This is a genomic window from Dysgonomonas gadei ATCC BAA-286, assembly GCF_000213555.1.
Lineage (GTDB): Bacteria > Bacteroidota > Bacteroidia > Bacteroidales > Dysgonomonadaceae > Dysgonomonas > Dysgonomonas gadei.
The window spans coordinates 229,813-256,136 of the sequence record NZ_GL891984.1; the positions used below are offsets into that span (position 1 = coordinate 229,813).

At 41.5% G+C, this 26,324-nt stretch carries 16 protein-coding genes; 1 reads left to right on the forward strand and 15 read right to left on the reverse strand.

From position 1 onward, the window contains the following. Positions 1 to 110: 110 nt before the first annotated feature. The 10 genes from HMPREF9455_RS12305 to HMPREF9455_RS12350 form a co-directional block, all read right to left on the reverse strand. Positions 111 to 2,186 (reverse strand): glycoside hydrolase family 36 protein, encoded by a 2,076-nt coding sequence (locus tag HMPREF9455_RS12305; RefSeq protein ID WP_006800031.1) that lies wholly within the window; start codon positions 2,184 to 2,186, stop codon positions 111 to 113. 55 nt (positions 2,187 to 2,241) lie between these two features. After that, positions 2,242 to 3,402, reverse strand: coding sequence for an MFS transporter (locus HMPREF9455_RS12310; RefSeq protein WP_044216166.1), 1,161 nt, complete (start codon positions 3,400 to 3,402; stop codon positions 2,242 to 2,244). Between the two features lie 73 nt (positions 3,403 to 3,475). Further along, positions 3,476 to 5,161, reverse strand: coding sequence for a leucine-rich repeat domain-containing protein (locus tag HMPREF9455_RS12315; protein ID WP_006800033.1), 1,686 nt, complete (start codon positions 5,159 to 5,161; stop codon positions 3,476 to 3,478). A 22-nt stretch (positions 5,162 to 5,183) separates the two neighbouring features. Next, complete coding sequence (locus tag HMPREF9455_RS12320; RefSeq protein WP_006800034.1) at positions 5,184 to 6,764, reverse strand: glycoside hydrolase; 1,581 nt, start codon at positions 6,762 to 6,764, stop codon at positions 5,184 to 5,186. 23 nt (positions 6,765 to 6,787) lie between these two features. After that, a complete protein-coding gene (locus HMPREF9455_RS12325; RefSeq protein ID WP_006800035.1) occupies positions 6,788 to 7,366 on the reverse strand; it encodes an SIS domain-containing protein in 579 nt (192 codons plus the stop codon). 10 nt (positions 7,367 to 7,376) lie between these two features. Continuing rightward, positions 7,377 to 8,348 (reverse strand): ROK family protein, encoded by a 972-nt coding sequence (locus tag HMPREF9455_RS12330; RefSeq protein WP_006800036.1) that lies wholly within the window; start codon positions 8,346 to 8,348, stop codon positions 7,377 to 7,379. Between the two features lie 4 nt (positions 8,349 to 8,352). After that, positions 8,353 to 10,755, reverse strand: coding sequence for a glycoside hydrolase family 2 protein (locus tag HMPREF9455_RS12335; RefSeq protein WP_052303086.1), 2,403 nt, complete (start codon positions 10,753 to 10,755; stop codon positions 8,353 to 8,355). A 14-nt stretch (positions 10,756 to 10,769) separates the two neighbouring features. Continuing rightward, positions 10,770 to 12,452, reverse strand: coding sequence for a RagB/SusD family nutrient uptake outer membrane protein (locus HMPREF9455_RS12340; RefSeq protein ID WP_006800038.1), 1,683 nt, complete (start codon positions 12,450 to 12,452; stop codon positions 10,770 to 10,772). Positions 12,453 to 12,465: 13 nt separating this feature from the next. Continuing rightward, positions 12,466 to 15,612 carry a SusC/RagA family TonB-linked outer membrane protein gene (locus HMPREF9455_RS12345; protein WP_006800039.1) on the reverse strand — a complete coding sequence of 1,049 codons (3,147 nt, stop codon included), beginning with the start codon at positions 15,610 to 15,612 and terminating at the stop codon, positions 12,466 to 12,468. A gap of 109 nt (positions 15,613 to 15,721) precedes the next feature. Continuing rightward, positions 15,722 to 18,376 carry a family 78 glycoside hydrolase catalytic domain gene (locus HMPREF9455_RS12350; RefSeq protein WP_006800040.1) on the reverse strand — a complete coding sequence of 885 codons (2,655 nt, stop codon included), beginning with the start codon at positions 18,374 to 18,376 and terminating at the stop codon, positions 15,722 to 15,724. An 871-nt stretch (positions 18,377 to 19,247) separates the two neighbouring features. On the opposite strand from HMPREF9455_RS12350, the gene HMPREF9455_RS12355 reads away from it, so the two are divergent. Further along, positions 19,248 to 20,270 (forward strand): LacI family DNA-binding transcriptional regulator, encoded by a 1,023-nt coding sequence (locus HMPREF9455_RS12355; RefSeq protein WP_006800041.1) that lies wholly within the window; start codon positions 19,248 to 19,250, stop codon positions 20,268 to 20,270. Positions 20,271 to 20,461: 191 nt separating this feature from the next. Here HMPREF9455_RS12355 and HMPREF9455_RS12360 read toward each other — a convergent pair whose 3' ends face one another. The 5 genes from HMPREF9455_RS12360 to HMPREF9455_RS12380 form a co-directional block, all read right to left on the reverse strand. Next, entirely contained in the window at positions 20,462 to 21,931 is a 1,470-nt protein-coding gene (locus HMPREF9455_RS12360; protein ID WP_006800042.1) for a DUF3868 domain-containing protein, read from the reverse strand. Positions 21,932 to 21,944: 13 nt separating this feature from the next. Beyond that, positions 21,945 to 22,499, reverse strand: coding sequence for a DUF3575 domain-containing protein (locus tag HMPREF9455_RS12365; RefSeq protein ID WP_006800043.1), 555 nt, complete (start codon positions 22,497 to 22,499; stop codon positions 21,945 to 21,947). 15 nt (positions 22,500 to 22,514) lie between these two features. Then, positions 22,515 to 24,098, reverse strand: coding sequence for a hypothetical protein (locus HMPREF9455_RS12370; protein ID WP_006800044.1), 1,584 nt, complete (start codon positions 24,096 to 24,098; stop codon positions 22,515 to 22,517). 22 nt (positions 24,099 to 24,120) lie between these two features. Beyond that, on the reverse strand, positions 24,121 to 25,164 hold the full coding sequence (locus tag HMPREF9455_RS12375; protein ID WP_006800045.1) for a hypothetical protein: 1,044 nt from the start codon (positions 25,162 to 25,164) through the stop codon (positions 24,121 to 24,123). Positions 25,165 to 25,235: 71 nt separating this feature from the next. Continuing rightward, positions 25,236 to 26,294, reverse strand: a complete 1,059-nt coding sequence (locus HMPREF9455_RS12380) for a FimB/Mfa2 family fimbrial subunit (RefSeq protein ID WP_006800046.1) — start codon at positions 26,292 to 26,294, stop codon at positions 25,236 to 25,238. Positions 26,295 to 26,324 lie beyond the last annotated feature (30 nt).

The window sequence follows — 26,324 nt, forward strand, 5'->3', positions numbered from 1 at the left end:
TTACTTTTTCCGGCTTTTTAGCTATCAGCCAACAAATAATCTTTTCAAGGATCGCTTTTATATATAGATAAAGTATTCTGCTCTTTCTTACACGCTTTTCTAGCAGTTCCCTATTCTATACACTTATATTTTATCAACAGCGATTGGTTGGGTTTATCCAATGTCAAAACAAATTCGTTGGCAAGCTTATGCCCGTCTATGATGACTGATTCGTTTTTATCCAAATCTGTCAATTCATACTTCTTATCTGGATTAATACCGGAAAGTTTCACCGTGATATTGTTTCTTTCCGAGGCTTTGCGGCGAAAAGCGACTATGACGCCGCTGTTATCTGACGGACGGTTCAGTTGATATGCCAGCCAGATATTATCGAGGGTGGTGTCTTCTATTCCCGTTAACGGATAATAGTCTTCGTAATAATAGGGGCGGATATCCCGAAACTCATTTAAGCGGGCTTGCATCTCATATATCGAAAAGCTCTTATCCGTTATTTTCCAGTTGCAGGTCAGACAGGTGCTCATACTCGAACGGAATGCATAGGGGTCGGTTTGTAAAATACCCGTTCCATGTAGGGGAAGGAAAAAGTTCAGTCCGTAAGTATGACATTGATAACCATCGGGGTCGTCGTAATGGTAATAATCGCTTCGCCACAGAGGCGCGCTTCTTGGAATAGTCTCCATGTCGATACGTTTTCCTCCACTGGCACAATTATCTATAAACAGGTTCGGGAAACGCTTGAGCAGATAGTCCCAGAATTTATACAGATTTTCGATATGACGTATTTCTTTCATCCCGGTTCGCCCTTCTTCCTCATTTGCCGCCCAATAAATATCGGGATGCATATTAAAATCCTGACGGTAATGATCCACCCCGTTCTCTTCTATCATATCGCCGATATATCTGCATAGCCAGTCGCAGGCTTCGGCGTTGCCTAAGTCAAACATCAGGTAAGTATCATCATTGTGTCCGGGGATATCCAGCATCCATTCGGGATGCTCCACTGCCCATTGCGTACCCCTAATCACACGTTCAGGTTCGAACCATACCATGAATTTTGCGCCTAACTTATGAGCTTCTTCCGAAATAGGCTTTAACCCTTTAGGAAAGCGTGTGCTATCTACTGTCCAGTTGCCTACTGTGTTAGCCCAGCTTTTTCCGTGTTCCCAATCCGCGGCTCCGGTATTCCATCCGGCGTCGAGCCAGAATACTTCGGGCATTATATTGAATTGTTTATAACGCTTCATCATGGCTGTCGCGTATTCTTCGGTCAGACCTGAATATTCGGTATAAGGGGCAGGGTCTTTGTAGTTGAATCCTGTAGCCAGAGGGTAGGGGGCATTCTTTCCATCTATCTTGTGTGTCTTGTGACTCAACACAAAACGGCGAAACTGATTGTGCCCGTCCATCCTGTCGTCGCTGTTCCAATACATGAGTGTAATGCCCGGCGTGCGTATGCTTTCTTTTCCATACAAATAGAGGTCCATTGTTTTCATCCCCGATTCTATGGATATTCTTTTTTCTTTTTCGCAGCGGATATCTGCATACCAGCTACCGCTCCATCCTATACCCACAAATACGCCCTGCGAGGAGGCCGACTCTATATTGAATATAGGCAGATAGTCTCCTTCGGATGAACGGCCGTTGATCGGCTCCATCGATTTGCTATCACCGGGTTTTATCGTCAGTGTACGGGGATGGAAGTCATATTTGGATATATGGTTCCCATCCGCGTAATGCAGGTTGAAATCCCCTCCGGCCGGATATTCCATCTCCATATCTATGGCTTTCACCTGTTTGATATTTTTTGAATTGGCGGCACCCATATTTGTGAAATGGATTGTCCATTCCAGCGCCTTAAAGGCCGGATATCCTTTAATTTCACATTCAATCTTCAATCCGGTTCCCGATTCTGTATAAGTCGCCAGATACCGGACAACCCCCGGTTCATTGCCGGGTTGTTTCTCTATGGAGTGCTTCCATTTGCGGATAAACTCTTTCGATGAGATTCCGCCGTATACGAAGGAGAAAGGAGGAGTCTTCCCTTTGGCAAACAGAGCTGATACCAGATTCTCCACATTGACGGGAGCCTTTGTTATCTTAGCCGTAGTTTGTCCTCTCGAACTGATTGTTGCGCAGATAAAAATGAGGAATATAATGATTGTTTTACTGCAAATATTTTTTATCATGAAACGTTTATTTTGTACAACAGATTTGTAATGTTTTTTATTGATTCCAATGTTTCTATTTACTGGTTTTTCTGACGATGCTGATCAGCCACAACATATAGCACCATATGGCAGCTATGAGAATGATCGCCGATACCTGAGTTTTGAACGCGTCTGTGACAACGCCTAGTACAGGAGGCAGGATAGCTCCCCCCGAGACTCCGACAATCAGCAGGGCCGATATTTCATTTGCCTTTTCGGGAATGCGCTTCAATGCCAGCGAGAATATGATCGAGAACAGATTGGCGTAGCCCAGACCGAAAACCGCGACACAGGCCAGCGTTACCCACAGGTTGGCGTTGATGCATAGAAGGATTAATCCTGCCAACGCTATCCACACACTGTAGATAAAGAACTTCGATTCGGAACTTTTCATCAGCAATATCCCGCCTAAGAAAGCGCCCACTGTGCGGGAAAGAAAATATACGCTATTGCCCATACCTGCGTCTTCGACCGAAAGCCCGGCTTTTTCCATCAACAGCTTAGGGAAAGTCATATTCATTCCTACATCGACACCGACCAGTACGAGTATCCCAATAAAAAAGGCTACGATATATTTGTCCTTGAACAGCTCGAGTGTGTCTTTTATCGAAATATTCGATTTTTCACTTCGCCTGTCTTCTATCGGGGTGAAGCTCAGCCATATGAAAGCAACGAGAGATAGCCCGGCGTATATAGGGAATATCATTCTCCATCCCAGAGTGGAACCTACTACGGATGCTGCCAGAATAGGGCCGATAAAGGAACTTACCGCTTTCACAAACTGCCCCAGAGTAAGGGTGCCGGTCAGCTTATCGGAGTTTACAACATCGGCTACAAGAGGGTTGAGCGATACCTGTAGCAATGTGTTGCCGATTCCGATCAGCCCGAACATAATAAGTACAGTAGTAAAATCGTAAGCGGCCAGTGGCAGGCACATAGCCAGTACATGAAATGCAAAACTTATCAGCACTGTTTTTTTTCGGCCTATCTTGTTCATCAGCATCCCGGTAGGGATAGATAAGATCAGAAACCAGAAAAAACAGGATAGTGATATAAGGTTCACCATGGAATCGGTGAGATGACTGAAGTCATTCTTTACGTAATTTGTAGAAATCCCGATGATATCTACAAATCCCATAATGAAAAAACCGAACATCACGGATAGAATTCTTATGGCGGAAGTATTATTTTTCATCCTTTACAAATTCGTTTGATTAAAGCTATCCCGGACTAATTCCGGGATAGCTTGGAATGTTTTGATTATACTTTTAGTTGACCGTTTTTAAAAGCTCTCCATAGTTGCCCGTAGCTGCATTTGTCCAGTTATAGTATTCGACACGCACGCCGGCTTCGATTGCTTTCTGTACAGGGTTTACTCCTGAGTTCCATGTACTGCTCCAACCTCCGTTGTCGGCGGTTTCTACTTTCAGTATGCGCGATTTGGACGTATTCGTTGTAAAATCGAAAGCCAGTTTATCGCCACTCTGTCCCCATGTAGACCAGGCATATCCATTGCGTATATCGAGATACTCTATCGGGCATCCTGTGGCTATGAACCGGATATCATAGTTGCTAAGCAATGAAATACCACGCATATCTATATGTGTCAATGCAGTATTGTTGCTTAGGTCTATATCTCTCAGCCACGGCTGGTCTTTTGTTACGAACGAAGTCAGTCCTGCATTTTTCGCCGATATGGTTGTCAGGTTGAACCATCCGGCCATGTCTATCTCGCTTATATTGTTGTTGTCACATATCAGATGCCATACGTCGTCAAAATATTTCAAACCGTCCAGCGATGTTATATTTTTGTTCGATATATCCAGCTTGTTAGCCAGATTTGTAGGCAATTTGGCATTTCTGGCTTCACTGATTATAATATCATTCCCACTGAAAGCCTGAGGACAATAACCTTTCATTATAGTACGCAGATTGGCGTCAGGCATTGCTGCCGTACCTGTATTCCCCCAATTGATTTTGTCGAATACAACTTCCCGGTCAAGGCCTATTGTCGTTACCTTCACTCCCGACAAGCCGGCAGTTCTTACAGATGTAGATCTGTTGAACATATCCATGTGCCAGAACCAGATGTTGCTCACCAGTAATTGACATTCCTGACTGGTATCGAAGTCAAACTTGAAATTGTCGAATGAGCCAAAACACATACAGCTGCTTATATCCAATTTTCGAAACTTGATGTTGTCCAATACAATACTAAGCAATGCCGGGCATTTACTCAGGTCAAGCTCCGTAAGGGGATTGTTACCCATGTATAATGTCTGTAATGTTTTAGACTGTATATTCATGCTGGTAATATTGCTGCTCCATGCAAAGATGCTGACAATACCATTCATTCCAATTAATTCGATATTACCAAGGTTATTGTCGGTAGCCCAGAGTGTTTTCAATTTAGGGAAGTTTTCCAAACCGCTTAAGTTGGTAATTCCTTTACCCGAAACATTCAGTGTTCCACCTTCGAATTCGAAGTCAGCCGCTACGGAAAGTTTTAGACTGTCCTGAGCGTCGAAAAGCTGCGGCCCTATTACTTTCAAAGAATTTCGCAGATTTACATCCGCTACCCATCCTTTAGGCAACCATTGCTGCATGCTACCCAGCGATATCTCTTTATCTCCTCTGATGAGCACTAATGAATATCCGCTTTCCTGTGCATTGAGAGGGAATAAGAACTTCAGATGGGAAGATGTCACTTCTTTTATTTCCACATCTATGTCGAAAGAATTATCAAGCGGTTTGAGTAACGGACGCAAATGCAGGCGGTCACCGGACTGAAAACCACGTCCTTCGATTGTCACTTCCGTGCCTTGAATACCATCTTCATATTCGGGAATAACAACGCCGGATATACCGAACGATAAATCATATTCGGTTACATCATCGCAACTCCAAAAACAAGTTAGCGAAACCAATAATATTAATAATCTAAACTTATGCATCTTATTCGGTTTTAATTATTGTTTATTTTTGAACTAATATTAATACACTGGAGCGCGGAATGCTGAATGAAGCCTTGTCTTTAATATTGATAGTTTCCGAAGATTGTATGAGATCATCCCCGGCAGGAAGACTTCCTTCAACATATTTGTAAACGGCATATTCCCCGTTTGCCTGAGATTTACTATTGATAATTTCTACAGGCTTATTGTGTTCCGAACCATTGGCAAAAATATACACCCATTTATTATTCTCGTTCAAAATGGCCGTTCCGGCAACAAGGTCTTCATTCAGATCCAACGGGAACACTTCCGCGTTCTTTTTGATAAAGCGGGTCAACATGCCATATGCATAATAATGCGGTCTGACCTCATAGTCTTCTTTTATAGCGTTATAAATTTCCGGGTCGGGTTCATAAGCTTTTTTTACATATTTCCACAGGCCGAGCTGCTGCATTTCCGAGTAACTGCCATTTCTGCTGTAATATTGATCTATCAGCGACCAGTAGCTTACGCCTGCTGCGCTTCCGTTAAGCAGGTTGACCGCAATACGGGTCAACAATACTCCCCGTTCGTATTTATCAATATCCAATTGACGGGAAGACCCCGAAGTCTGATTGGAGCCGAACTCACCGATAAAGTGTTTTTTCCCGTTCGACATGGCTACATTGTTTTTTTCCCAGTTAACGATGTCTGCATTCGGCGTTGTGTATCCGAATATATAAGTATGGGTATTAAACAAATCTGCTTCTGCCTGTAGAGTTTCACCACATGATTTTAGATAATTCGGACTGCCGTCCGTATTATCCGACAGATTGAACCGGACTTTGTCCCGAACACCCATAGCCTTAAATTTTGCATCCAAAGCCTTTGCCATAGGAGCGTATTGGTCAGGATGGCTGTCCGGCTCTCCTTGCCACATTGTTCTCCCGTAATTGGCTGTATGGCTGTCCGGTTCGTTGAAGGGAGTTATCGCTTTCACACATGTAAAACCTTTCGTTTCGATCAGGTATTTGACCAATACCGAAAAGTTTTCTGCAAATTCTTCATATTTGTCGGTTCCGCAGACCCAAGGCGCATTCGGCCTGCTGTCGCAAAGAAAATGCTTTCCGGTCGGTGTCCCTGCTATCAGGTCCATGTTCACAGGGCAACCCCATAAGACAAGTGTTACTTCTCCATCGTTCTCCTGTGCCAGTTCCAGCACTTTATACAATGACTGCATCTCCTGAGAGTCGAATGTGAATTTACTCATATCCGCAACATTGGGATCATCGTTGTCGTTCAGCGGCTCCCACCAATGAGGCTGTACCATTACGCGGAAGTTCTGGATACTCATTTTCTTTACTCGTTCTTTCACTATATTCCAATCCTCAGCTTTTGATCCGTCCTGTGGACGGGTTAAGTTCTGAGAGAAGAAATGCGGATCCAGTTCGACTCCCATTCCTACCAGTTTTACTCCTGTCGATTCTTTCACTTCCACCGGATAAAAATTGGATGGAATACTATTATAACCTTCATCTATATTCGAGCAGGCACTTGAAATGGTTACCATGCTTAAAGTCAAACCTATAAGGAAGGTCTGTTTAAAATATTTCAGTGTTTTCATTGATTATCTTTTTATAAATTCAGTTATTCAAAACCCAGTTGTTTTTCTATCGCTTGAATCAAAATATGTATTACCTGAATATGTATCTCCTGTACCCGGTCGGAATAATCGGCCTTCGGCGCGGCCACCACAACATCTCCCAAAGAAGAAAGACGATTATTGCCGGTAGAGGTCAGAACCAAAACTTTCATCTTTTTCAACCGGGCGCTTTCTGCGGCTTTTACGATATTACCCGAGTTACCACTGGTACTGATGGCCAATAACACATCTCCTTCGTTCCCGACTCCTTCCACATAGCGGGAATATATTTCATCAAACGAAAAATCATTCCCTACACATGTTATGTATGCAGGATCATTTATTGCAATGGCAGGCAGGGATGTTCTGTTTTTGCGGTAGCGTCCGGTCAGTTCTTCTGCGAAATGCATGGCATCGCATAGCGACCCTCCGTTTCCGCAACTGATTATCTTATTTCCGTTCGCCAACGCTTCGGACAATAGTGCGGCAGCCCGTTCGATTGTATCTATTGTTCCCGGATTATTCCAGAATATATCAGCTTCTTTCAGTATAGCTTCAGAGCTTTCTATTATCAAATCTTTCATAAAATTGTTTTTAATCGATTAAATTGGCAGCTATGGAAAGGGCTGCATAATCTCCGATATTTTCCCCAAGGGCAGACGGAACTATCTTACAAACTTCTCTTGCACCTTCCAGCGCTTCCTTTGATATTTGTTCCAATGCGTAAGGCTCCATCATATCCTTGTTGCGGGCATATATGCTGCCGATGGCAATAAGCTCGGGATTTAGAATGTCTATTAAAATGGCCAGCCCTTTTCCCAAATAAGACGCAGATGTTCCATACACTTTCAGGGCGAGTTTGTCGCCTGCGTCGGCGGCTTCGGCAACCAGCTTGGCAGTTATCATATCTAAATCTTCACGGGACGGGCACCATGAAACATGGCCTCCCCGGTTCATTTCATCTTCCGCTATGCTACGGGCCAATTGAGCAATTCCTCCTCCGCTGGCATATCCTTCAAGCGAGCCTTCTTTGCCATATCCTATAGGCCCGTTTTCCGTCAAACGGATATGCCCTACTTCTCCTGCGTTGTCGTTTGTCCCCGAATATAAAGAGCCATTAAGAATGATTCCCGCTCCAAGTCCTGTCCCGCATGTAAGAAAGATCATGTTTTCTGTTCCTTTGCCGGCTCCAAACTTCCATTCGGCTAATGCACATGCATTGGCGTCGTTTTGTAATCCGGCTTTTATGCCAAGCTGATCTTCTATGATTTTCACGATAGGTATATTGTCCCATCCCGGCAGATTGGGCGGAGACATAACTGTCCCCGATTTGCTGTCGAGTGGTCCGCCGCAGCTAATACCTATGGCGCGGACTGTATCGGCGGTGAGATTATAGCGTGCCATCATTTTTTTTGCTTCGCTTATTATATTGCTGATAGTCTCTGTAACTACAGTAGTTTCTATTCTTATTTTATCTACTATCTGTAAATCAGAACCTATTCTTTTTCCGTAGACGATAGCACATTTAGTGCCTCCTATATCAATTCCTAATAAATTATCTTCCATATAACTACTTAATGCTAGGGTACAATCCTGTCTTTTTTAATAACTTTTTATATTCTTGCAAATTGAAAGGAGCTTCTCCGTATAAATAATGATTGCTGAATTCTTTCTGCCCCACTTTATATTTGATGAGAAGTATTCCTTGTCCTTTTTGCTGAGGCAATGAAGCTATTTTGTTCATACTATTTGCCGATACCTCGAAGTCTCCCTTATATACTTCTTTGTTCGATGCGACGTCAATTACTACTACCTGCCCTTTTTGAGCGTTGCGGGTATCATTGGTAACAATCAGGGGATAAGCGTTATCGACAGGGTCGTTTATGAGTACACAAAGGTCTGTCTGTGCGTTTTTGATGAAATAGTACGCCATTTTTTTCGAATTGTAGTAATCTACAATGGCATCCGAAATTATTGGCCATCCGTCACGCAGATTCCACCAGATTATCCCGGTTTTGGGGCTGAACTTTTGCCCGCGCCACAGCTCTACAAAAAATTTCATGGCTTCGGCCTGTACGGCCTGTGATGCGAAAGCGAAATCTTCGAGCTTGGCTGGTACTTCGCCAAAAATCAGGTTCACCTGGTTGAGCATTAAATTGTTACGGTCGAAAGTTTTTCCCTGGGATGGAAAGCGGCGTGTCGATTTTGTAACCCATTCGTCATTCCATTCTTTATCTTTAGTCCAGGGATACACAGCATCTTTGGTCATCATTTTATTCAGGCTTTCTACGTTAGGACATCCATGATACCCTATTTCGCTGACGAAGCGACAGTTGGCCTTCGTGTAATACGGCTCTTTATAATAACCTCGTGGCCCCCATAGATGGTTTTCCGGCAAGAGTTCATCACCTCCTCCGTGTTCCCATACAGCTTCGCTATAATAGGGAGAACTTGGCAGGTAGGGGCGTGTCGGGTCAAATTCGTAGAGAACGCGGGCGATAACTTTACGGGTTATGACATCCTTATTCGGATTGATATTCAGTGGTTGCAGTGTCCAGCGCATCGCAAGGTCATTTTCGTTGTTGCCTGACCAAAGAATCAGAGATGCGTGATTGCGGAATTTGAGTACGACAGAAGTAACCTCCTGCTCGATCATTTTAGCGAAATCGTCCCGTTGCGGATAGAATGTACAACCCATCCCAAAATCCTGCCATACGAGAATTCCGTTTTCATCGCAAAGGTTAAAGAAGGCGGTATCTTCGTAAACATTGCCTCCCCAACAGCGGATCATATTGCAATTGATATCCACAGCCATATCGATCATGGTATTCAAATGTGATTTGTCCCTGCTATGCAACGCGTCCATCGGTACCCAGTTGGTTCCGTGAATGAATATCGGTTCATTATTCACTATGAAACGGAATTGTCCGGGTTTACCGGGAAGATTGATGTCATCCATGTCCAGTTTTACGGTGCGGATTCCGATTTTGCAATTATTAGTATCCAACTCTTTACCATCCGAATCTATTAACTGTACACTGGCATCGTAGAGGGCTGCTTCGCCATAACCTCTCGGCCACCAGAAATCGACATTATCCAGTTCGAATATATGGCGGAAAGCCGGAGTACTTACTGGCTGCGAATTTTGATATACGACTTTCCCTTTACGGCGGAGAGTGAATTGAACTTTGACTTTGTCGAATTTGTCGAAAGGCATGATTAGTTGCACATCAGTGAAAATACGTGCAGTGTGGGCTGCCGTATCTATGCTGATGGTCATCCAGTTCACATCTTTCAGGCGGGTAGGATTCAGTACCCGAAGCTCAACATCGCGCCACAATCCGGCACTGACCAGACGGGGCATAATATCCCATCCGTACATGTGCGGAGCCTTCCGGATATAAACAGCCTCCTCGGCAGGAAAATTGCCGATGCTGAATGTGCCTAGTGTATGTTTCTGGGCTTCCATAACCGCCGACCTGATTATAACCTGCAGGGTGTTTTCTCCGCTTTTCAGATGGTCGGTTATATCGAATTTGTGTTCGATCAGCATATTTGCGGCTTCTCCCACTTTCTCCCCGTTCAGCCATATATCGGCCAGACAGTCTATTCCTCCGAAGAACAGTTCGAGCCGTTGACCATTTTGTGTCGATGGCGTCTCGAATGTTTTTGTGTAACACCACTGATAATTTTCATATTTTCGCAGGGCGTTCACATTACTTCCTGTCATCGGGTCGGGAATCAATCCGGCAACCATCAGGTCCAGCTCTACATTTCCCGGAACAGTCGCTTCTATTGTTTCCACCTGCATATCATTGATAGCTTGCGGGGTAACAATTGCTTCAGCCGGCTGTTTCCAGTACGAAAGCTGCCATCTTCCATTCAAGGGAATATTGCCTGGTGAGGCTGCCATATTCCCCATATATAGGATTGCGGTTAATAGGGTTAATAATATGTATTTAATTATAGTCATAATTATTCTTTTTCTTATTCACCCGGCTGTAGCATGGCATCGTTGCTGTTCCACCCCGGTGTTTGAGTCAAGACTCCATTCGACAATGTTATTTCGGCTTCCGGAATAGGCAGGAATCCTCCTGTTTCCGGACGGAATTTTATTTTATATGTGGCATTCTGGCTATTATTTTTCAAGGTTATATCATTCATATCGTTAACAATGGTTTCCGCGTCTCCCCATCGTAATATATCGAGCCAGCGTATGCCTTCGAATGCAAGTTCGTATTTACGTTCGTTTTTGATATTTTCCAATGTTGCCGGAACAGTTGGCAGGTCTACACGCCCACGCACACGGTCCATATATCCCTGCGCTTTGGGACCACCAAGTTCCGCGCCCATTAACAGGAGGTCGGCAAAACGGATCAGGACAATATCCTGAGTGCTGTTGAACTGCGGGTCGTTTGGCATATTCCACAGGATAGAACTGTAGGATACGATATTTCCTTTATCGTCGTATACATTGACCGGCATATATTTTTTTGACCAATAGCCCGTTTCATTCCATTGATAGGCTTGCCCCCATTTGTACTTGGTGGTGGAGCCTTCGCCTTCGTGTGTTGCATCCGAAACATCAAGTACCGAGCCTCTTTTCCGCACATCGCCATTAGGCCATTCATTGTAGAATTTGCTGTTGACAGGCCCTTTACCCCAACCTGAGCCAAAAGGCACCAAGTCTTGGTTTCCCCTGAACCCGAAGTGCAGGTTTACAGTGTTCCGGCGGTCGTAATTATTGCCCTGAGCTGCGGTTGAGCATTTGATAGCAAAAATAGTTTCATAATTGTCCCCGTTCTCGCCTATCCATTTCAGGTTATTGTCCGCCGCATATTTGTAATCGGATCTTGTTTTGCCGGACATTACTATCGAATATGGCCATAAGTTTCTAAAGTCGGGAAGCAGGTCATGCCCACTGTTGGCAATACAATCATCCACCCAGCCTATTACCTGATCTTTTGTAATATCTCCCATCCGGGGTTGTTTGTAGTAATTGGTGTAGAACAAGAAGACACGGGCCATCAGAGCCTGAGCGGCCCAGCGTGTGGCCAGCCCGTTTTCAGTTTTCGGTATATCCTGAAATTTAGTGGCAGGTAATATTTCGATTGCACGTTTCAAATCAGCTCCCATCTGCGCATATATATCTTCGGCCGATGCCCGTGGAAAGTTTACCGGCTCGGGGCTTGTTACTAATTGTACCGGCCCGAACATGGAACACAGACGGAAGTAGGTGAAAGCGCGTAAGAAGAGTACCTGACCCTCTATCTTGTTCCTGGATTCGGGGGTTGGCCATTCTATATTGTCCAGAGAACCGAGTAGTAAATTTGCCCTGTAAACCGAACGCCATGTGCATTCCCAGAGGTCGGTATACATTGTTCTCGATGTCAATTTGAAAAGGTCGATAGCATGAGCCGTAAGGTCGTCTTTTCCTCCTCCACCCAGCATATCGTCAGCCATGAGGTTTAGAACGATGAAGGAATGTTCGGTTTCACCACCCCCCACACGGGACCCGAAAGCATTGTAGACGCCCATCAGCGCGGTATATGCCTCGTCCGGGGTTTGGGGGTAGTTCGATGAGTCTTTCTGTGTTAATTGATCTGTGTCCAGGAAATCGGAACAGCTAACTATAAAGACAGAAATTAATATTATGATTATCTTTTTCATTTTGCCTTAGATTTTAAAATTTGAGATTAAGACCAAATAAGAATGTACGGGAGTTCGGGTAGAATCCATGATCTATACCGCTCATCCATCCTGTAGGGCCGGCGCCTATTTCGGGGTCGAGTCCGGTATATTTTGTCCATGTAAACAGGTTTTGCCCTGTAAGATAAAGCCGTACTTGAGAAAAGATATTTTGTTTCTTTAGTAAGGTTGCGAAATCATAACCGATGGTAAGGTCATTCAACCGGATATAATCCCCATCGTATAAATGAAGGTCGGAAACGATATTGGTATATGCCGATTGTCCCAGCCTTGGCCACTTGTTGGAAGTGCCTTCTCCATGCCAGCGATCCAGCGGGTCATGCTGGCCTCCGTATATCTGGTTGCCGTACACACCCGAGAATGATGCCCGGAAATCGAATCCTCTCCATGCTCCTCCGAATGAGAACGAAAATATTCCGTCGGGGTTAGGGTCACCGATCAATACACGGTCTTCTTCATTGATTTCGCCATCGTCATTCTGATTCACATATCTGACGTCGCCCGGTACCGCATTCGGCATAACCAGCTCTCCTTTCGAATTGCGATAAGCGTCGATCTCATCCTGATTCTGGAATATACCATCAGTTTTCAGACCCCAGAAGTAGCCGATAGGATAGCCTACCTGCGCGCGATAGAATTCGGGACTCCACGTGCCGACAGTCCGCGCGCTGCCGTGAATGATTCCTTCCTCGTTAGCGATGCGGGTTACCCGGTTTTTGTTATACGCCCAGTTGACGTTTATATCATAGCTGAAATCACTGATCTGGTCTCTCCATACTACAGCTAATTCTACACCTGTATTTCTTATATCCCCTCCGTTTATATCGGGTGCATTAGCTCCGTATGAACCAAGTACAGGCGCAGCTACCAACCAGTCTTTTGTTGTCTTGCGATACCAATCGAAATTGAATGATAATCTGTTTTTCAGCAATAAGGCATCAAAGCCGAGATTTAGCTGTTCCGAGGTTTCCCACGTAATGTTAGGATTGGGCAGGTTGATCGGATATGAAGCAATCGTATAACTGTTTTTATCCACTCCCGGATAATAATAGCTGTACTCTACACTTGAATAATCACCTGTGTTTTGTCCGCCTACCCGCATTTTTGCTACATATTGGAATGGGGAGATTGCTTGATTTCCGTTCTGCCCCCAACTTGCTCTGAGCTTGAACATATTAAGATGCTTTTTGAATGGCTCCATGAACTTCTCGTTGCTTATAACCCAACCGGCTGAAACAGAAGGGAAGAACCCCCAGCGTTTTCCCGGAGCGAAGTTTGAAGAGCCATCGGAACGTGCAATAAGGGATAGCATATAGGTTTCCTTGAAGTCGTAATTGATACGTCCGAAATATGAAAGCAATGCCGACCTGCTCCAAGGCGAACCACCCAGGCGTGTCGAGGTTTCGCTTACTTTAGGTGTGTTTATAAGATAGGCATATTTGAATCCTTCAAAAATAGAGTTGGTATTAAATCCGGAAACACTTGTTCCCAATCCTCCTTTTTCGGCGCTCGTACCAGCTAATACATCAAAGTTATGTTTGTTTTCATCCAGTGAGAATTTATAGTTCAGGGTATTCTCGAATGTCATTCGGCTGAATCCCAGTGATATATCCTGGCTTACTTTTGTTTCCTGGCTTGTGTATTCGGGTGCCAGATTATATCGAGGTATATAAGACCTGCTTTCTTCCCCATCCATCGTTAAACCGAAATTTGAGCGGAATACTAGATTCTTAACAGGCTCGATTGTTATGAATGCATTTGTATTTAACTGGTAATTCTTTTTGGTATTGTTACTGTTATACACCAGATATGCAATCGGGTTAGGAGCATATGGGGCATATGCGATAGGTCCATGATAATTTCCATTGTCGTCATATATAGGCATAAAGGGGCTTCCTCCCATTATCATACCCAACGCGCCCAATCCTTCGGTAGATCTTCCGCTTAATGACCCGTCTTTGTTGGCATACACAAAATTGATTGTTTCTCCCATGCGTACGATGTCCCGTCCGTTTGCGGAAAATAGAGTCTGGTCTGCATTCAGGCGAAAAGTATATCTATCCTGTTTTGTTTGTACGGGCTTGCCGAGAGTCCCTTCCTGTGATGAATATGAGAAGCTGGTAAAATAGGACGATTTTTTACTTCCTCCCGATATTGTTATAGAGTGGTTTTGCGAGAACGCATTTTTGTTCTTTATTTCTTTGTACCAGTTGGTACCTTTCCATTCCCCCGATAGTATTTTATCCCAGTGAGGGACCATCTGGGAAAAATTGATTCCGTACCCGTAAGTGTTTTTCGAATACTCATCATCCAGCATTGCCTGTGTGGTAGCATCACTGTACCATTTATAGTCGGGAGCATTCGAAAAACCCAGATATGTATCGTAAGCGATACGCACCTTGTCTTCGCCTTCTCCGCGGTGTGTGGTTATCAGTACCACGCCATTGGCTGCACGTGCTCCATAGATTGCAGCGGATGCCGCATCTTTCAATACATCTATAGATTTGATATCCGCAGGATTTATATTCGATATATTTCCGGGTACACCATCCACGATGTAGAGCGGATCGGCATTTCCGATAGTTCCCATCCCCCGGATATAAACTTTGTATGAAGATCCGGGTTCTCCGGACGTCTTGGTTATCTGCATACCCGGAGACATACTTTGTAAGGCTGTCAGTGGATTAGGCGTATGCAATTCTTTTATTCTGTTCCCGTCTACCTGTAATGTCGCGCCTGTTACCAGTTTCTTCTTTTGAGTCGCATATCCGATAACAACGACTTCATCCAGCAGCGAGGTATTTTCTTCTAAAACTATTTGATATTCTTTTTCAGTTCCAATCCGTACTGTCTTGGAATTGAAACCTATATAAGATATAGTGAGCGTTTCACCCGGTTGTGCGGCAATAGTAAACAGTCCATCAAGGTCTGTAACGGTCCCTGCCTTTGTTATACTGTTTATTATTGTTGCACCAATAATAGGTTCCTCTTTTTTGTCAAAAACGGATCCTTTTATATTGCCATTTGTCGATATATTTTGAGCATGTACAATGTTTATAAACAAAAGGGACATAAACATTACCAAAAATACCTTTCGATAACAATTAAGCTTGTTTTTCATTGATGAAGATTATTTAATTTATTTTTTACTGATGTAAATTGCCTTTAATATTTTTGCATTCAGGTTACTTATACTTTCATATCCTTACCTCCTTTCATTTGTTTATTTCTTAAAATTTGAATGTATGTTTACCTCCTTCAACAGGAATCTTCTTGTCCATGACTTCGATTGTGGCGGTAGTATTGATGGGAATCTCTACTTCAAGCCGGATTTTACTCCCCTCGCGTTTCCATTCGGACCGGATAAGTCCTTTGATTGAATTATATTCTCCTTTCACCCAATCCAGACCTTCTACAAAGTGAGGCCGGATAAGTATGTGTTTAAATCCGGGAATCTCGGGGTCATAGTTTATGCCTGCCAACACATTGTACATCCAGGCATTGATATCTCCCAAAAACATATGGTTGATAGACGCGTCCCTGAATTCGGGGGATAGCGTCCATGTTTCGGGCATTGTATTGAATCCTTTTTTTATCCAGGCTCCCCATGATGGTTCATCTTCTTTAGAAGCCATCTGGTAGGCCATATCCGCATAGCCGTATTTTGATAGCATTCTCAGTACGGTTTTGCTTCCTAATACGCCAAAATCGAGATATCCGTTGTTTTCTTTTACTATCCTGTACAAATTGTCTGCTACGTCTTGTTCCTGTCCATCGGGTACTATTCCCAGATAAAGGGCTAATGCTTGTGAAGTCTGCGATCCATTGGCATAGGTGTTTTTCTGCGAATCGAAATATTTATTGTTTATCAATTGTTTCAGCCTGTCAGCTTTTTCTTTATAGGCTGCCCCGTCACGTCCCAGTATATCAGCAAATTTGGACATATAAAGATTATCCAGATAATAGTAACACGATGTCGTATATTCAGTCGGCGTTTGGGTCTTGTATGGTACCCAATCTCCGATTCCATAGGTGACACAGCCGTCTTTGTCTTCACGTGCTGCCAGATATGCCAGATACTTCTGGCAAGTATCATATACTCTGCTTATGCTTTGTTTGTCTCCGTAATAGTCGTATAGAGCCATTGGGACAATAAACATGGCTGCGTCCCACACCGGGCCGATCCAATCGTCATATCCCCAACCGGAGCTTGGGATAATGCCGGAGATGCGTCCTTCCGGAGTTTGATTATCGATTAAATCTTCGATCCATTTTTCGTAAAAACGAATACCGTCGAAATTCAATAATCCGAGATCCATTGTGATATGGGCATCTGCTGTCCATCCGTTTTTCTCACGTTGAGGGCAATCTGTCGGGATACTCATTATATTTGATAAATATGACCTGTTTGCGGCTTCCCATATCCGGTTCAGCAAGTCGTTGGAACAGCTGAAATGCCCGTTTTTTTTCAGATCGGAATGGAAGTTAAGCGCTGTTATATTTGTTTTATCGAGTTTTACCGGACGGTCTGAACGTACCTCCACATACTGAAATCCTTTGTATGAGAATTTAGGAGTGAAAACATGCTCTTTGCTGTTAAGAATGAGGACATCTGTCTGGAAAGCCAGTCCCGGAAGCGGTTTGTAATAGATGTCGAGATTCCGCATTTCTATACGCCCGTCAGGTCTCAGGAGTTCACCATATTGCATTTCAATTCTTGTGTTTTTCTCGCCCTTTACTTTCAGCTGGCACGTACCTGTCATATTCATTCCAAAATCATACACAAACACAGTGTCGCCAAAAGACTTTACCGCTACTGGTTGTATATTCTTTACTTTTCTTATTACGGGTTCTGTTTCAGCAACCAGGTGCTCTGACGGAGCCTTCATTATTTTTGCCTGTGGCCATGCAGAGTCGTCGAATGCAGGTTTGTCCCATCCTTCGATCTCTTTATTTGCGTCGTACGTGTCTCCGCTATAAATATTGTTTTGCGTATAAGGCCCTGATGGGGAAACCTTCCATGTAGAGTCAGATACTATGACATCTTTTGTATTATCTGTATAAGTAATATGTAATTCACAGATCATCAACGCGCGATTGCGCCAGCGTGCCTGTTCGAAACTCCATGTTGCAACCGGAGCAAATGCATTGTAGAATCCATTTCCGAGAAGGGATGTTATGACATTCTTACCGGATTGTAAATGTGAGGTTACATCATAAGTGTTGTACAGGTTGCGCTTGTCGTAATGCGTGTATCCCGGTGCCAGAAATACGGATGTGTCGACAGGGTTTCCATTAATTGATACATCGTAATATCCTGCTGCACTGATATATAATCTGGCCTTTTCTATTTGTTTATAACTGCTTGTTTCGAAAGATTTCCGCAACATGGGTGATTGCGGGTTATCTATAGCTTCACTGTCCGATATCCATTTTGCCTGCCAGTCTGAAGACTGCATAAAGGCTGTTTCAAACTGAGCTATGGATGATGTTATTTCCTGTTTGTTTTCTTTGTCCCATGCTATGATTTGCCAGTAATAAGTGGTGTTTGGTTCGAGTTTATAGCCGGAGCCTGTGGTGATGAAAGATTCTTCTGTGCTCATTATTTCAGAACGCCATACATTATCGGAAACTTTGCCGGAAAGAGCGTCCGGGCTTTTAGATACAAGGAGTTGGACACTTCCCTGCTTGAAATCGTGACCGGAAGCTGTTTCGTAATTCCATGTAAAACGTGGGCTGGACACATCGATCCCCATGGGGTTATGCATATATTCACACCTTAAATTGTCTATTTTTACGCTTTTGGTGCGACATGATTGCACTACAAGAACTAAAAGAAGGCTTGCCGACAATAAAACAGCTAGGATTGATTTAGATTTAGGCATAATCTTATTATTATATGGTGAATTAACTTTAACGGTTTAGTATGATATTCAAAAAAATAAAATCTCATTTTATACTTGTCCGCAAAAGTGAGGATTCTTCGCTAATAAATTGTTTCAAAGTTATTAAATTATGGTTTTATTGTATTTTTCATATATTATGATGGCTTTTAATATAGGCATTCATAACTTCTTATATATACTGTGTGATACACACAAAAGTACTTTTCCTAATCTCAAGTAAATAAAATCTCCTGCATAAATAGGTCATGGTACCTCTAATGGCTTATTTTGATAAACTTACAATTAACTTAATCGGTTAAGTAATGCAAATTTAATGCTTATTTTAATAATTCCAACAATAAGATCGAATTTCTTTCGTGATTAACATTTGTTAAAAATGAAGGAACATATATTTAAAAAATAATATTGTATTTAATTTTATGATATATAGATATTTAAGTTATATGTAAATAATATATGAATCATATTGTCAGGTTGTATTTTTTAATATGACTTATCTCTTATAAATAAAAAAGGAATTTTAATTTTACCGTGAAAGTAAAATAGTCTATTTTTGTAGAAATCTAAATTGAATGTTATATTTGTATAGCGGAATAATATTGATAATCACTTCTAGGCTTTTAATGCACAGGATGATATCGGTAATCATATACAAGATGAATCTTTGATAAAACAAATTGGACCTGCTCCTATATGAATACTATGAACAGGATTCAGATAAGAGAAATGTGACGAACAATAATGATAAATTAATTATTTAATTTAAATATCTAATCTTCTTGTATATGTTTTGTTATTATTCGATATTTAACCGTTCAATAGAATAAACAATCTTATTTGCGTATTGAAAATGAAAAAAAGAACATCACTCAAGGATATTGCAGAAAAACTGAACTTGTCAAAAACTACAGTATCATGGGTGCTGAATGGACAAGCAGAAAAAAAAGGTATCAGTAAGAATACGCAGGAGATTGTACTGAACTGTGCTAAGGAGTTGCATTATCAGCCTAACTTAATAGCCCGGAGCCTTAATATAGGCCAGACTAAGACTATCGGCCTTATTTTGCCTTCCATATCCGATTTCTTCTATTCTTCCATAGCCAGAGAAATAGAAAATCAAGCCAATCTGCATGGTTATTCTCTTATGATAGCAAGTTCGGAATCCGATTTTAATAAAGAAGAGCTTGTCATACAGATGTTTAAATCTAAAGGGGTGGATGGGATTATTATAGCTCCGACAAAGCGGTCTAAAGTAGAGATAGAGCGGCTTATGCTGGAGAAATTTCCCTTGGTTACCTTTGACCGTTATTTTCCTGAATTAGAGACGAGCTATATTATTATTGATAATAAAGAAAGCAGTTACAAATTAACAAAACATCTTGTGAGTAGAGGCTGTAAAAATATAGCACTTATTACAACTAACTCATATCTGACGACAATGGGTGAGAGAAATGAGGGATACAAACAAGCGTTATTAGATTCGGGAATCAAGTTTAATCCCACGCTGGTAGGAAATGTAGAATATGAAGATTACGAGACCAAAATAGTGAAGATATTGGATAATATATTTGAAAAGGTGCCGGATGTAGATGGTTTCTTTTTCACCACGCACATACTTGCTTTGGAGGCTTTCCTTTATTTTAATAATAGAGGAATAGATTTTAACAGGCAATTTCAACTGGCATGTATACATGGAGTCTCTTTGTTTAAAATATTAGCTCCAAAAATAAATATAGCAAGAATGCCGGTTGCCGATATAGGCAAGAACGCTATAGATATTTTACTTGGAGAGATTCGGGAAAAGAATGAGCAATCGGGAGAAAAAGGACAATACAAAGTTGTTTTACCTTGTACTCTTTATTTAAATAATTAGTTTTATTAAAACTGGAATAAAAATAATCCGTATAAACGGTGTTTGTGAGGGCTATTTTTTTTCTCAATTTTGAAATAAATCGCCTATATATCTGTTTAAAACAGGTATATAGGCGATGTCAATAAAATGTAAAGCCGATGTGATATATAAAAGCTGTGATCAAAGAATTAGAACAACTCGCTGAATTAAATTTATTTCTGATTTTTTATATCCTTCTCATAATTTTCTAACAACTTTACTTTCTCTAAATTTCCAGAGGCTTCAGATGAACCGTTGATCTGAGCTTTTAGAAAAAGTTCTTTGGCTTTATCCATATTTCCTTCAAGCGCATATAGGATACCCAAATTATTCCACGAATCAGGAATGTCCTGATATTTATCAAGGTAACGGTGAGCGGCAGCCGTGTCTCCTTTTTCCAGTTCAATAGCCGCAGCGTTTATGTTGGCAATAATATCTTTAGGGAACACCCGGACGGCTATATCGAATATTTCTTTAAATTCGTCACTCCCTTTTTCATAACTGTTTGCTACAAGAAACATTTCATTGAGACTCATTTGTCCGGGTTTCGTTTTCACAATATCCTTACCTTCTTCAATACTGAATGCCCGCACTATATAGTTAAGTTTGTAATCTACTCTGCGTAATGTGGGGAAATGTTCGTTGAGAAGTGTTCTGTAAGAAGCCTGAACTTTTAATTTTTGCTCTTTAGCATCTTCAGCTAAGGATGAATTAATTATTTCCATTAGTTTGTCCTTATCCGGAAGATATAATTCTTCAACAATTTTCTTCAGGCCAACCCAGTCTTCAGCTACCGAGTTGGTATTAAATAAACTATTGTCAAAGCTATATCTGTTTTGAAGATAATTTTTCAAGGCTTGGGTTCTTGAGGCCGACAGACGGCTGTTTAGTTCATAGCCTCCTTCCGGAGAAGCATATCCGCATAAATTAATGGATGTTATAGTGGCATTTTTATCATTTTTCAATTGACCTAGAATGTCTTCAATTTTACTTAGTTCTTTAAAGTTATTTCGAAAATCCGGAATTACCACCGATTTTCCAACTTGAAAATCGAGAAAAGCAGAACCCTCATAATCACGGTTCTTTACTGCTTCGGTTTTGGGTGTTATGTAAGAAATAGTAAATCTGATTTCAGGCTTGCTTATGTTTACTTTCTCCACTATAATTCCATCACCGATATTATCCCAATCTTCATTTTTCTTACACTCTGCACAGCCAGTAACCTCTTGTTTGATAGTTAATGACGCTGTTCTCATCCATTCTTCAAAAGAGACGTTTTGGGTATAGCTAACTTTAGATGACTCTGATTTCTTTAGTAAGATTGTATTATTGTCTGTATTTTTTTTATGAAAGAATCGGACCCTGTTGTCGGCCTTATATCTGGTATTTCCTTTGATTATAATCTTGGGCAATTCCATTATATTGTTATCAGCTTTGATCGCAGGAGTCAGTATGATTGCTTCGTTTGGTTGTAAGTTGGCCTTGCTTGCATCTACAGTCATTTCTATAACCAATCTGTTTCCGGTTTGCCGGGCTTTGGCATCACTCACATGTATATTATTGTGAATTTGTTGGGCTATAATAATATTATTGGTGAAAAATAATATCGCCAGCATGTAGAGGAAAATATTTTTCTTTTTCATAGACAATATATAATTAAAATATGAAATAAATAAAGCTGATGCTAGCCTTTGTCGGACCCCAATAATCTTTAGTATCACTTTTGATTATCGTACCACATTCGGCACACGGGTATTTGTCGTATTTGAAATGTGTATATCCAAGGCCAATGGCAGTTTCGAGCCCCCACCGGTTATTTAATATCCATTGGTAACCATAGCTTATTCCTCCTCCATAAAAGTTACCCTGATAGTTCCCGTTTTTCATCTTTTCCGAGAAATTTATACCACTGAAGTTATACTGCCCGGCGTGTGCATGCAGCCCAAGAAAGTGCCCATTTAGTCTTTCACAAAACCAATACCGGAATTCGGGTTGGACCAACCACAGCTTCATTCTTTTCACATCCGAAAATTCCCATGGATTATATGCCCCGGATATATCGAGAGATGTTTTTTTGCTTAATCCGATCTCAGCGCCCAGACTAAATGTAGTTGTAACATCATACAGCACATTTGTTTTTAAGCCAAAGTTTTGTCCGTGTAATGGGGGTAAAATCAAGATGAAAAGGGATATAAATATTATCTTTCTCATATTCTCTGTTTTAATTTAGTATGAATTGACTGTACTCCAGCTTCCGCTTATAGTTAGATTGTCAACGCCAAGTAATGGTAGATTGACCGGCACAGAAACAGTTAAGGCCTTGATATCACCTAAAATTAAATTAACGATGCCATTGGTTAGAAGGCCTATTATAGCTCCAAGTACCGGTAAACTTTTAACAGTGCTGATTGTATTTGCCAGGATTCCGTCGATATTTGCGATATCACCGATTTTTACAGTTAATGTAAGTCTGTGATTGCCGTCTGTTTGCTGAGTGTATGATTTGAGGCGTAAATCCAAGAATGAATAATCAGCTCTATATCTCAGATTGGTTTTAGAACCTGTTGCCGAAACCGGATCCGATATATCCATGAATGCTCCCGGCAGAAGCAGATTACTGTCAATAACCTGATCTATTACCAGTCCGGCTACTAATCCTTGTGCCAGTATGTCTATCTTCTTAACATCGTAATTTCCATTAAGACCTTTGATGGCTACGAATCTGTCATTTACAGTACCACCTGTATCGGTCTTTAGTCCGTATTTGAATCTTTGCCCTACAGGGTAATAGTCTTTGACGTTAAGATCAAAGTCTGTTGTCTTGGGGAAATTATCTATAGTAACAATAGCTTCGGCTCCATATGCCCAGGGATTCAATATCCGGCCCAGATAGGCAAGCCCTGTTTCGTTTCCTGTGGCGTTCGCAGCCAGTGCCAGTTCTATCTGATTGATAAGCGACTGTGCTAATTGATCGTATAAAGCATTCGCTATAGGGTCGGCTAAATCCAAAATAAGTTGATTTAGCAGGGGGTCGATGACTGCAGTCAGCAGTCCGGTCAGTTGGTTTACCAGTATGGGGCGTAGCAAAGGATACAAGATACCATCTGAATGATTCGCTAACGACCCGGTTAAAGCTGTTTTTATTATATTTCTGTAACCTACTTGTGTAAGTATATTCTGAACCAGTTTGTTTACGGCATCATTCGTGTCAACGAAATTCCGGTGCAGTCTCAACATCCCTATTATCCGTTGTAATAAAATATTAGGGTTGGGTGCTGCATCGGAGAAAGATGCTCTGGCCCAATAGTATTCTGCATTATTGGAGAATTCAACCGGAGGAAGTGCAATGCGGGCATCTGCATATGTTGTTTTATAATTTAACAAAATATCCGCATAATTTTGAGATGAGCCGCTTGTTGCATAAGGAAACAAAGTCTTTTCCACATTTCCGAGGAATATCACTTTGTAACTGCCTTTGGGCAAAGTATCTCTTACTACAGCAAGAGGCCACGTAGGAGTACCCTGAGCCGGTAATAGTACTGTTTTTTCTTTTACATATTCTCCGGTCGATTTGTAGATTACATAACGGATATGTTGTACCCTTGTGTCGGGACCGGTTACGGCTGCTTTTGTCTGTATATCAAAAGTTGAAGTCGCGAAGTTGACTACAAAATGTCCCTCAGGAACCTGACTGTTCGAAGTTGGGGTTTCTTTTTCATCTATATCGATTAAGTCATCCGTTTCCCGGTTTTCGCAGCTAGTCAAGAAAAGCGATGTTAATATGCTGAATAGTAATATCTTTGTTTTCATATGCAACTTTGTTTTATCCGAATTATTGTATGCCGTCCCAGTTGTCGTCGTCCAGGTTTATACTATAGCTTAGGACAAACCCGATATTTATGTTCGAATAATTTCCGGATATTTTTACAACATGATTAGGCGAAAAGGTTATGCTGTTTCCGGACGATACTCCGTCCGTATCGGGTACTTTAATGATATATCTCTCTGTGAAAATACCATATTTTACATCCAGGTAAAGTTTAGTTTTATTTAGATCCAGTGTTGGCAGAAGATAATGATTGAAACTCACTTTTGCCGATGCCGGAATTTGTGTCGAAAATGTTTTGAGATTGTCAGCATCGCTAGCCGATTGGACAACGGTTGCGATAGTGCTGACTGGTTGTATGCCTTTTACAAGTTTTTCTGCAACTAGAGTGATAGAAGTAATATAGGTAGGAATATTTGTTATTTCTATGTTAAGGCCACTAACAAGACGAGTTAAGTTGCCCTTTAATGTTTTTATTTGTGAGGGTTTAAAATATTCTCCGATAACATTTGTGTTGTTGTAGGATTGGCATGTCGCAATGAAAAATTCAGGTACAGATGCTGCTGATTTTGTAAGTAATTGTATATTGTTCAATAGGGTAGGGTTACTTACTGAACCTAGACTGAATTTATTGTTTACGTTGCTCTGGTCGTTAAAGTTATAATCGTTCTGATTGTATCCTATTACCAGTATTTTATAAGTAGAGTTGGCTGAAAGATTCAACATTGTCATATATGAAGTCAGTGCGTTTACATTTACCTGTCTGGCTGCTGTATAGTCAGGAGCAAAATTGCTTTCGTTGTTGGCAGAGATACCTTCATCTATTTTTTTGAAAGGGAGCAGTAATACTCTATTGACTGTATATGGCTGTGTTTCTATCGATTTTTCCTTATTAGTTTGCAAGCCGGTTATTTCGACAGGTACAGATATTATCTGTCGGTCTGGTTCTTCAGCAATTTCATTCTGAGAGCATCCTGAGAGCATTAAAATTGCAATGCTCCATAGTAAGCACTGCCATTTTGCGTATTTGAAACAGATATTATTATTCATAACGGCTTTGTCGTTTTATGGGGCTGCCCAAAAGCAGATGTTCCTTTCAGGCAGCCTCATTTATTTATTGTTTATTGTATTGTTAACGGATGTATTGTATTCCAGGCCGGGTCTATAGTGATTGTTATAGCTTGGTCTTGTAATAAGTCAATAGCATCGTCGTCATCTCCCGGATCGCCAGGGTCTGATCCTGTTGTTGTTCCCGGTTTATGTTTTACTCCTAATGAATAGAAGTGATTAGCTGTAATATTAAATGTACTGGAAGCACCATCTCTTACTGACCATGTTTTGATCACGGCATTGGCAGCATCGTACAAACCAAGGGTTAGTGTAATTCCGCTTACCGGTATCATATATGCTCCGCTTAATTGAGAATTTGGCAATTTTACAATTCCTGCAGAAGATAAGTCATTGCCGGAATACATCTCATTTGCAACGCTTTGTGTGCTTAGGTCAATGTTGATTATATTGTAGGTAGTTGCAGATGTAGAACCGATTCCAGATCCCAGGTTTACGACTTTATTGCCTGCACTGGCAGACAGCCGGAGATATCTTACTGTTTTACCATCCAGCATCTGTGGTACATTTTTGAAGTATCCCAGAATACCCGCTATTTTGCGGGTCATAGTGAGGCTGACGCGTGTACCTTGCGATAATACTTGTGCCTGAACTGTTCCTGCAAATATTTCGGATTCGTCGCCTGATGCTGTGATAGTTGCTGTTACATCTTCTATTTTGGTGGTGGAGCCCAATGTTGGTAACTGGTATAAATCTGATGCATCACGTCCTATTGCAAGGAATTTGTAATCGCCGGCGTCTAATTTGTCTCCAATTGGTACAGCATAGCGTTTGAATGTAGAGCCTGCAGTCCAGTCTGAAATATCATATGTTTTTACATAGAGATAGTCTGTACCATTACTTTTGAAGGCGTGAACAGATACACGTGTAACACTTTGTGATGCATCCTGGCTATATACAGGGGTTCCGGCTTTGGTTGTAGAAAGCTGTGTTTTTGCAGCAATTTCAAATACTAAGCCTTCGGGGTCTTGCCCATTGTCTATAGTTTGTTCGTCACTAGAGCAAGCAAAAAAGGCGACACTTGCAAAAAGCAGAAAAAAAGTCTTTTTCATAACAATAAAAAATTAAAATTAAACCTGATA

What these genes read in the sequence shown, in the direction of transcription:
- HMPREF9455_RS12350 (WP_006800040.1), bottom strand. Translation starts at nt 18,376, where the DNA reads ATGCCTAAATCTAAATCAATCCTAGCTGTTTTATTGTCGGCAAGCCTT.
- HMPREF9455_RS12310 (WP_044216166.1), bottom strand. Translation starts at nt 3,402, where the DNA reads ATGAAAAATAATACTTCCGCCATAAGAATTCTATCCGTGATGTTCGGT.
- HMPREF9455_RS12370 (WP_006800044.1), bottom strand. Translation starts at nt 24,098, where the DNA reads ATGAAAACAAAGATATTACTATTCAGCATATTAACATCGCTTTTCTTG.
- HMPREF9455_RS12375 (WP_006800045.1), bottom strand. Translation starts at nt 25,164, where the DNA reads ATGAATAATAATATCTGTTTCAAATACGCAAAATGGCAGTGCTTACTA.
- HMPREF9455_RS12380 (WP_006800046.1), bottom strand. Translation starts at nt 26,294, where the DNA reads ATGAAAAAGACTTTTTTTCTGCTTTTTGCAAGTGTCGCCTTTTTTGCT.
- HMPREF9455_RS12360 (WP_006800042.1), bottom strand. Translation starts at nt 21,931, where the DNA reads ATGAAAAAGAAAAATATTTTCCTCTACATGCTGGCGATATTATTTTTC.
- HMPREF9455_RS12330 (WP_006800036.1), bottom strand. Translation starts at nt 8,348, where the DNA reads ATGGAAGATAATTTATTAGGAATTGATATAGGAGGCACTAAATGTGCT.
- HMPREF9455_RS12335 (WP_052303086.1), bottom strand. Translation starts at nt 10,755, where the DNA reads ATGACTATAATTAAATACATATTATTAACCCTATTAACCGCAATCCTA.
- HMPREF9455_RS12315 (WP_006800033.1), bottom strand. Translation starts at nt 5,161, where the DNA reads ATGCATAAGTTTAGATTATTAATATTATTGGTTTCGCTAACTTGTTTT.
- HMPREF9455_RS12345 (WP_006800039.1), bottom strand. Translation starts at nt 15,612, where the DNA reads ATGAAAAACAAGCTTAATTGTTATCGAAAGGTATTTTTGGTAATGTTT.
- HMPREF9455_RS12355 (WP_006800041.1), top strand. Translation starts at nt 19,248, where the DNA reads ATGAAAAAAAGAACATCACTCAAGGATATTGCAGAAAAACTGAACTTG.
- HMPREF9455_RS12340 (WP_006800038.1), bottom strand. Translation starts at nt 12,452, where the DNA reads ATGAAAAAGATAATCATAATATTAATTTCTGTCTTTATAGTTAGCTGT.
- HMPREF9455_RS12365 (WP_006800043.1), bottom strand. Translation starts at nt 22,499, where the DNA reads ATGAGAAAGATAATATTTATATCCCTTTTCATCTTGATTTTACCCCCA.
- HMPREF9455_RS12320 (WP_006800034.1), bottom strand. Translation starts at nt 6,764, where the DNA reads ATGAAAACACTGAAATATTTTAAACAGACCTTCCTTATAGGTTTGACT.
- HMPREF9455_RS12325 (WP_006800035.1), bottom strand. Translation starts at nt 7,366, where the DNA reads ATGAAAGATTTGATAATAGAAAGCTCTGAAGCTATACTGAAAGAAGCT.
- HMPREF9455_RS12305 (WP_006800031.1), bottom strand. Translation starts at nt 2,186, where the DNA reads ATGATAAAAAATATTTGCAGTAAAACAATCATTATATTCCTCATTTTT.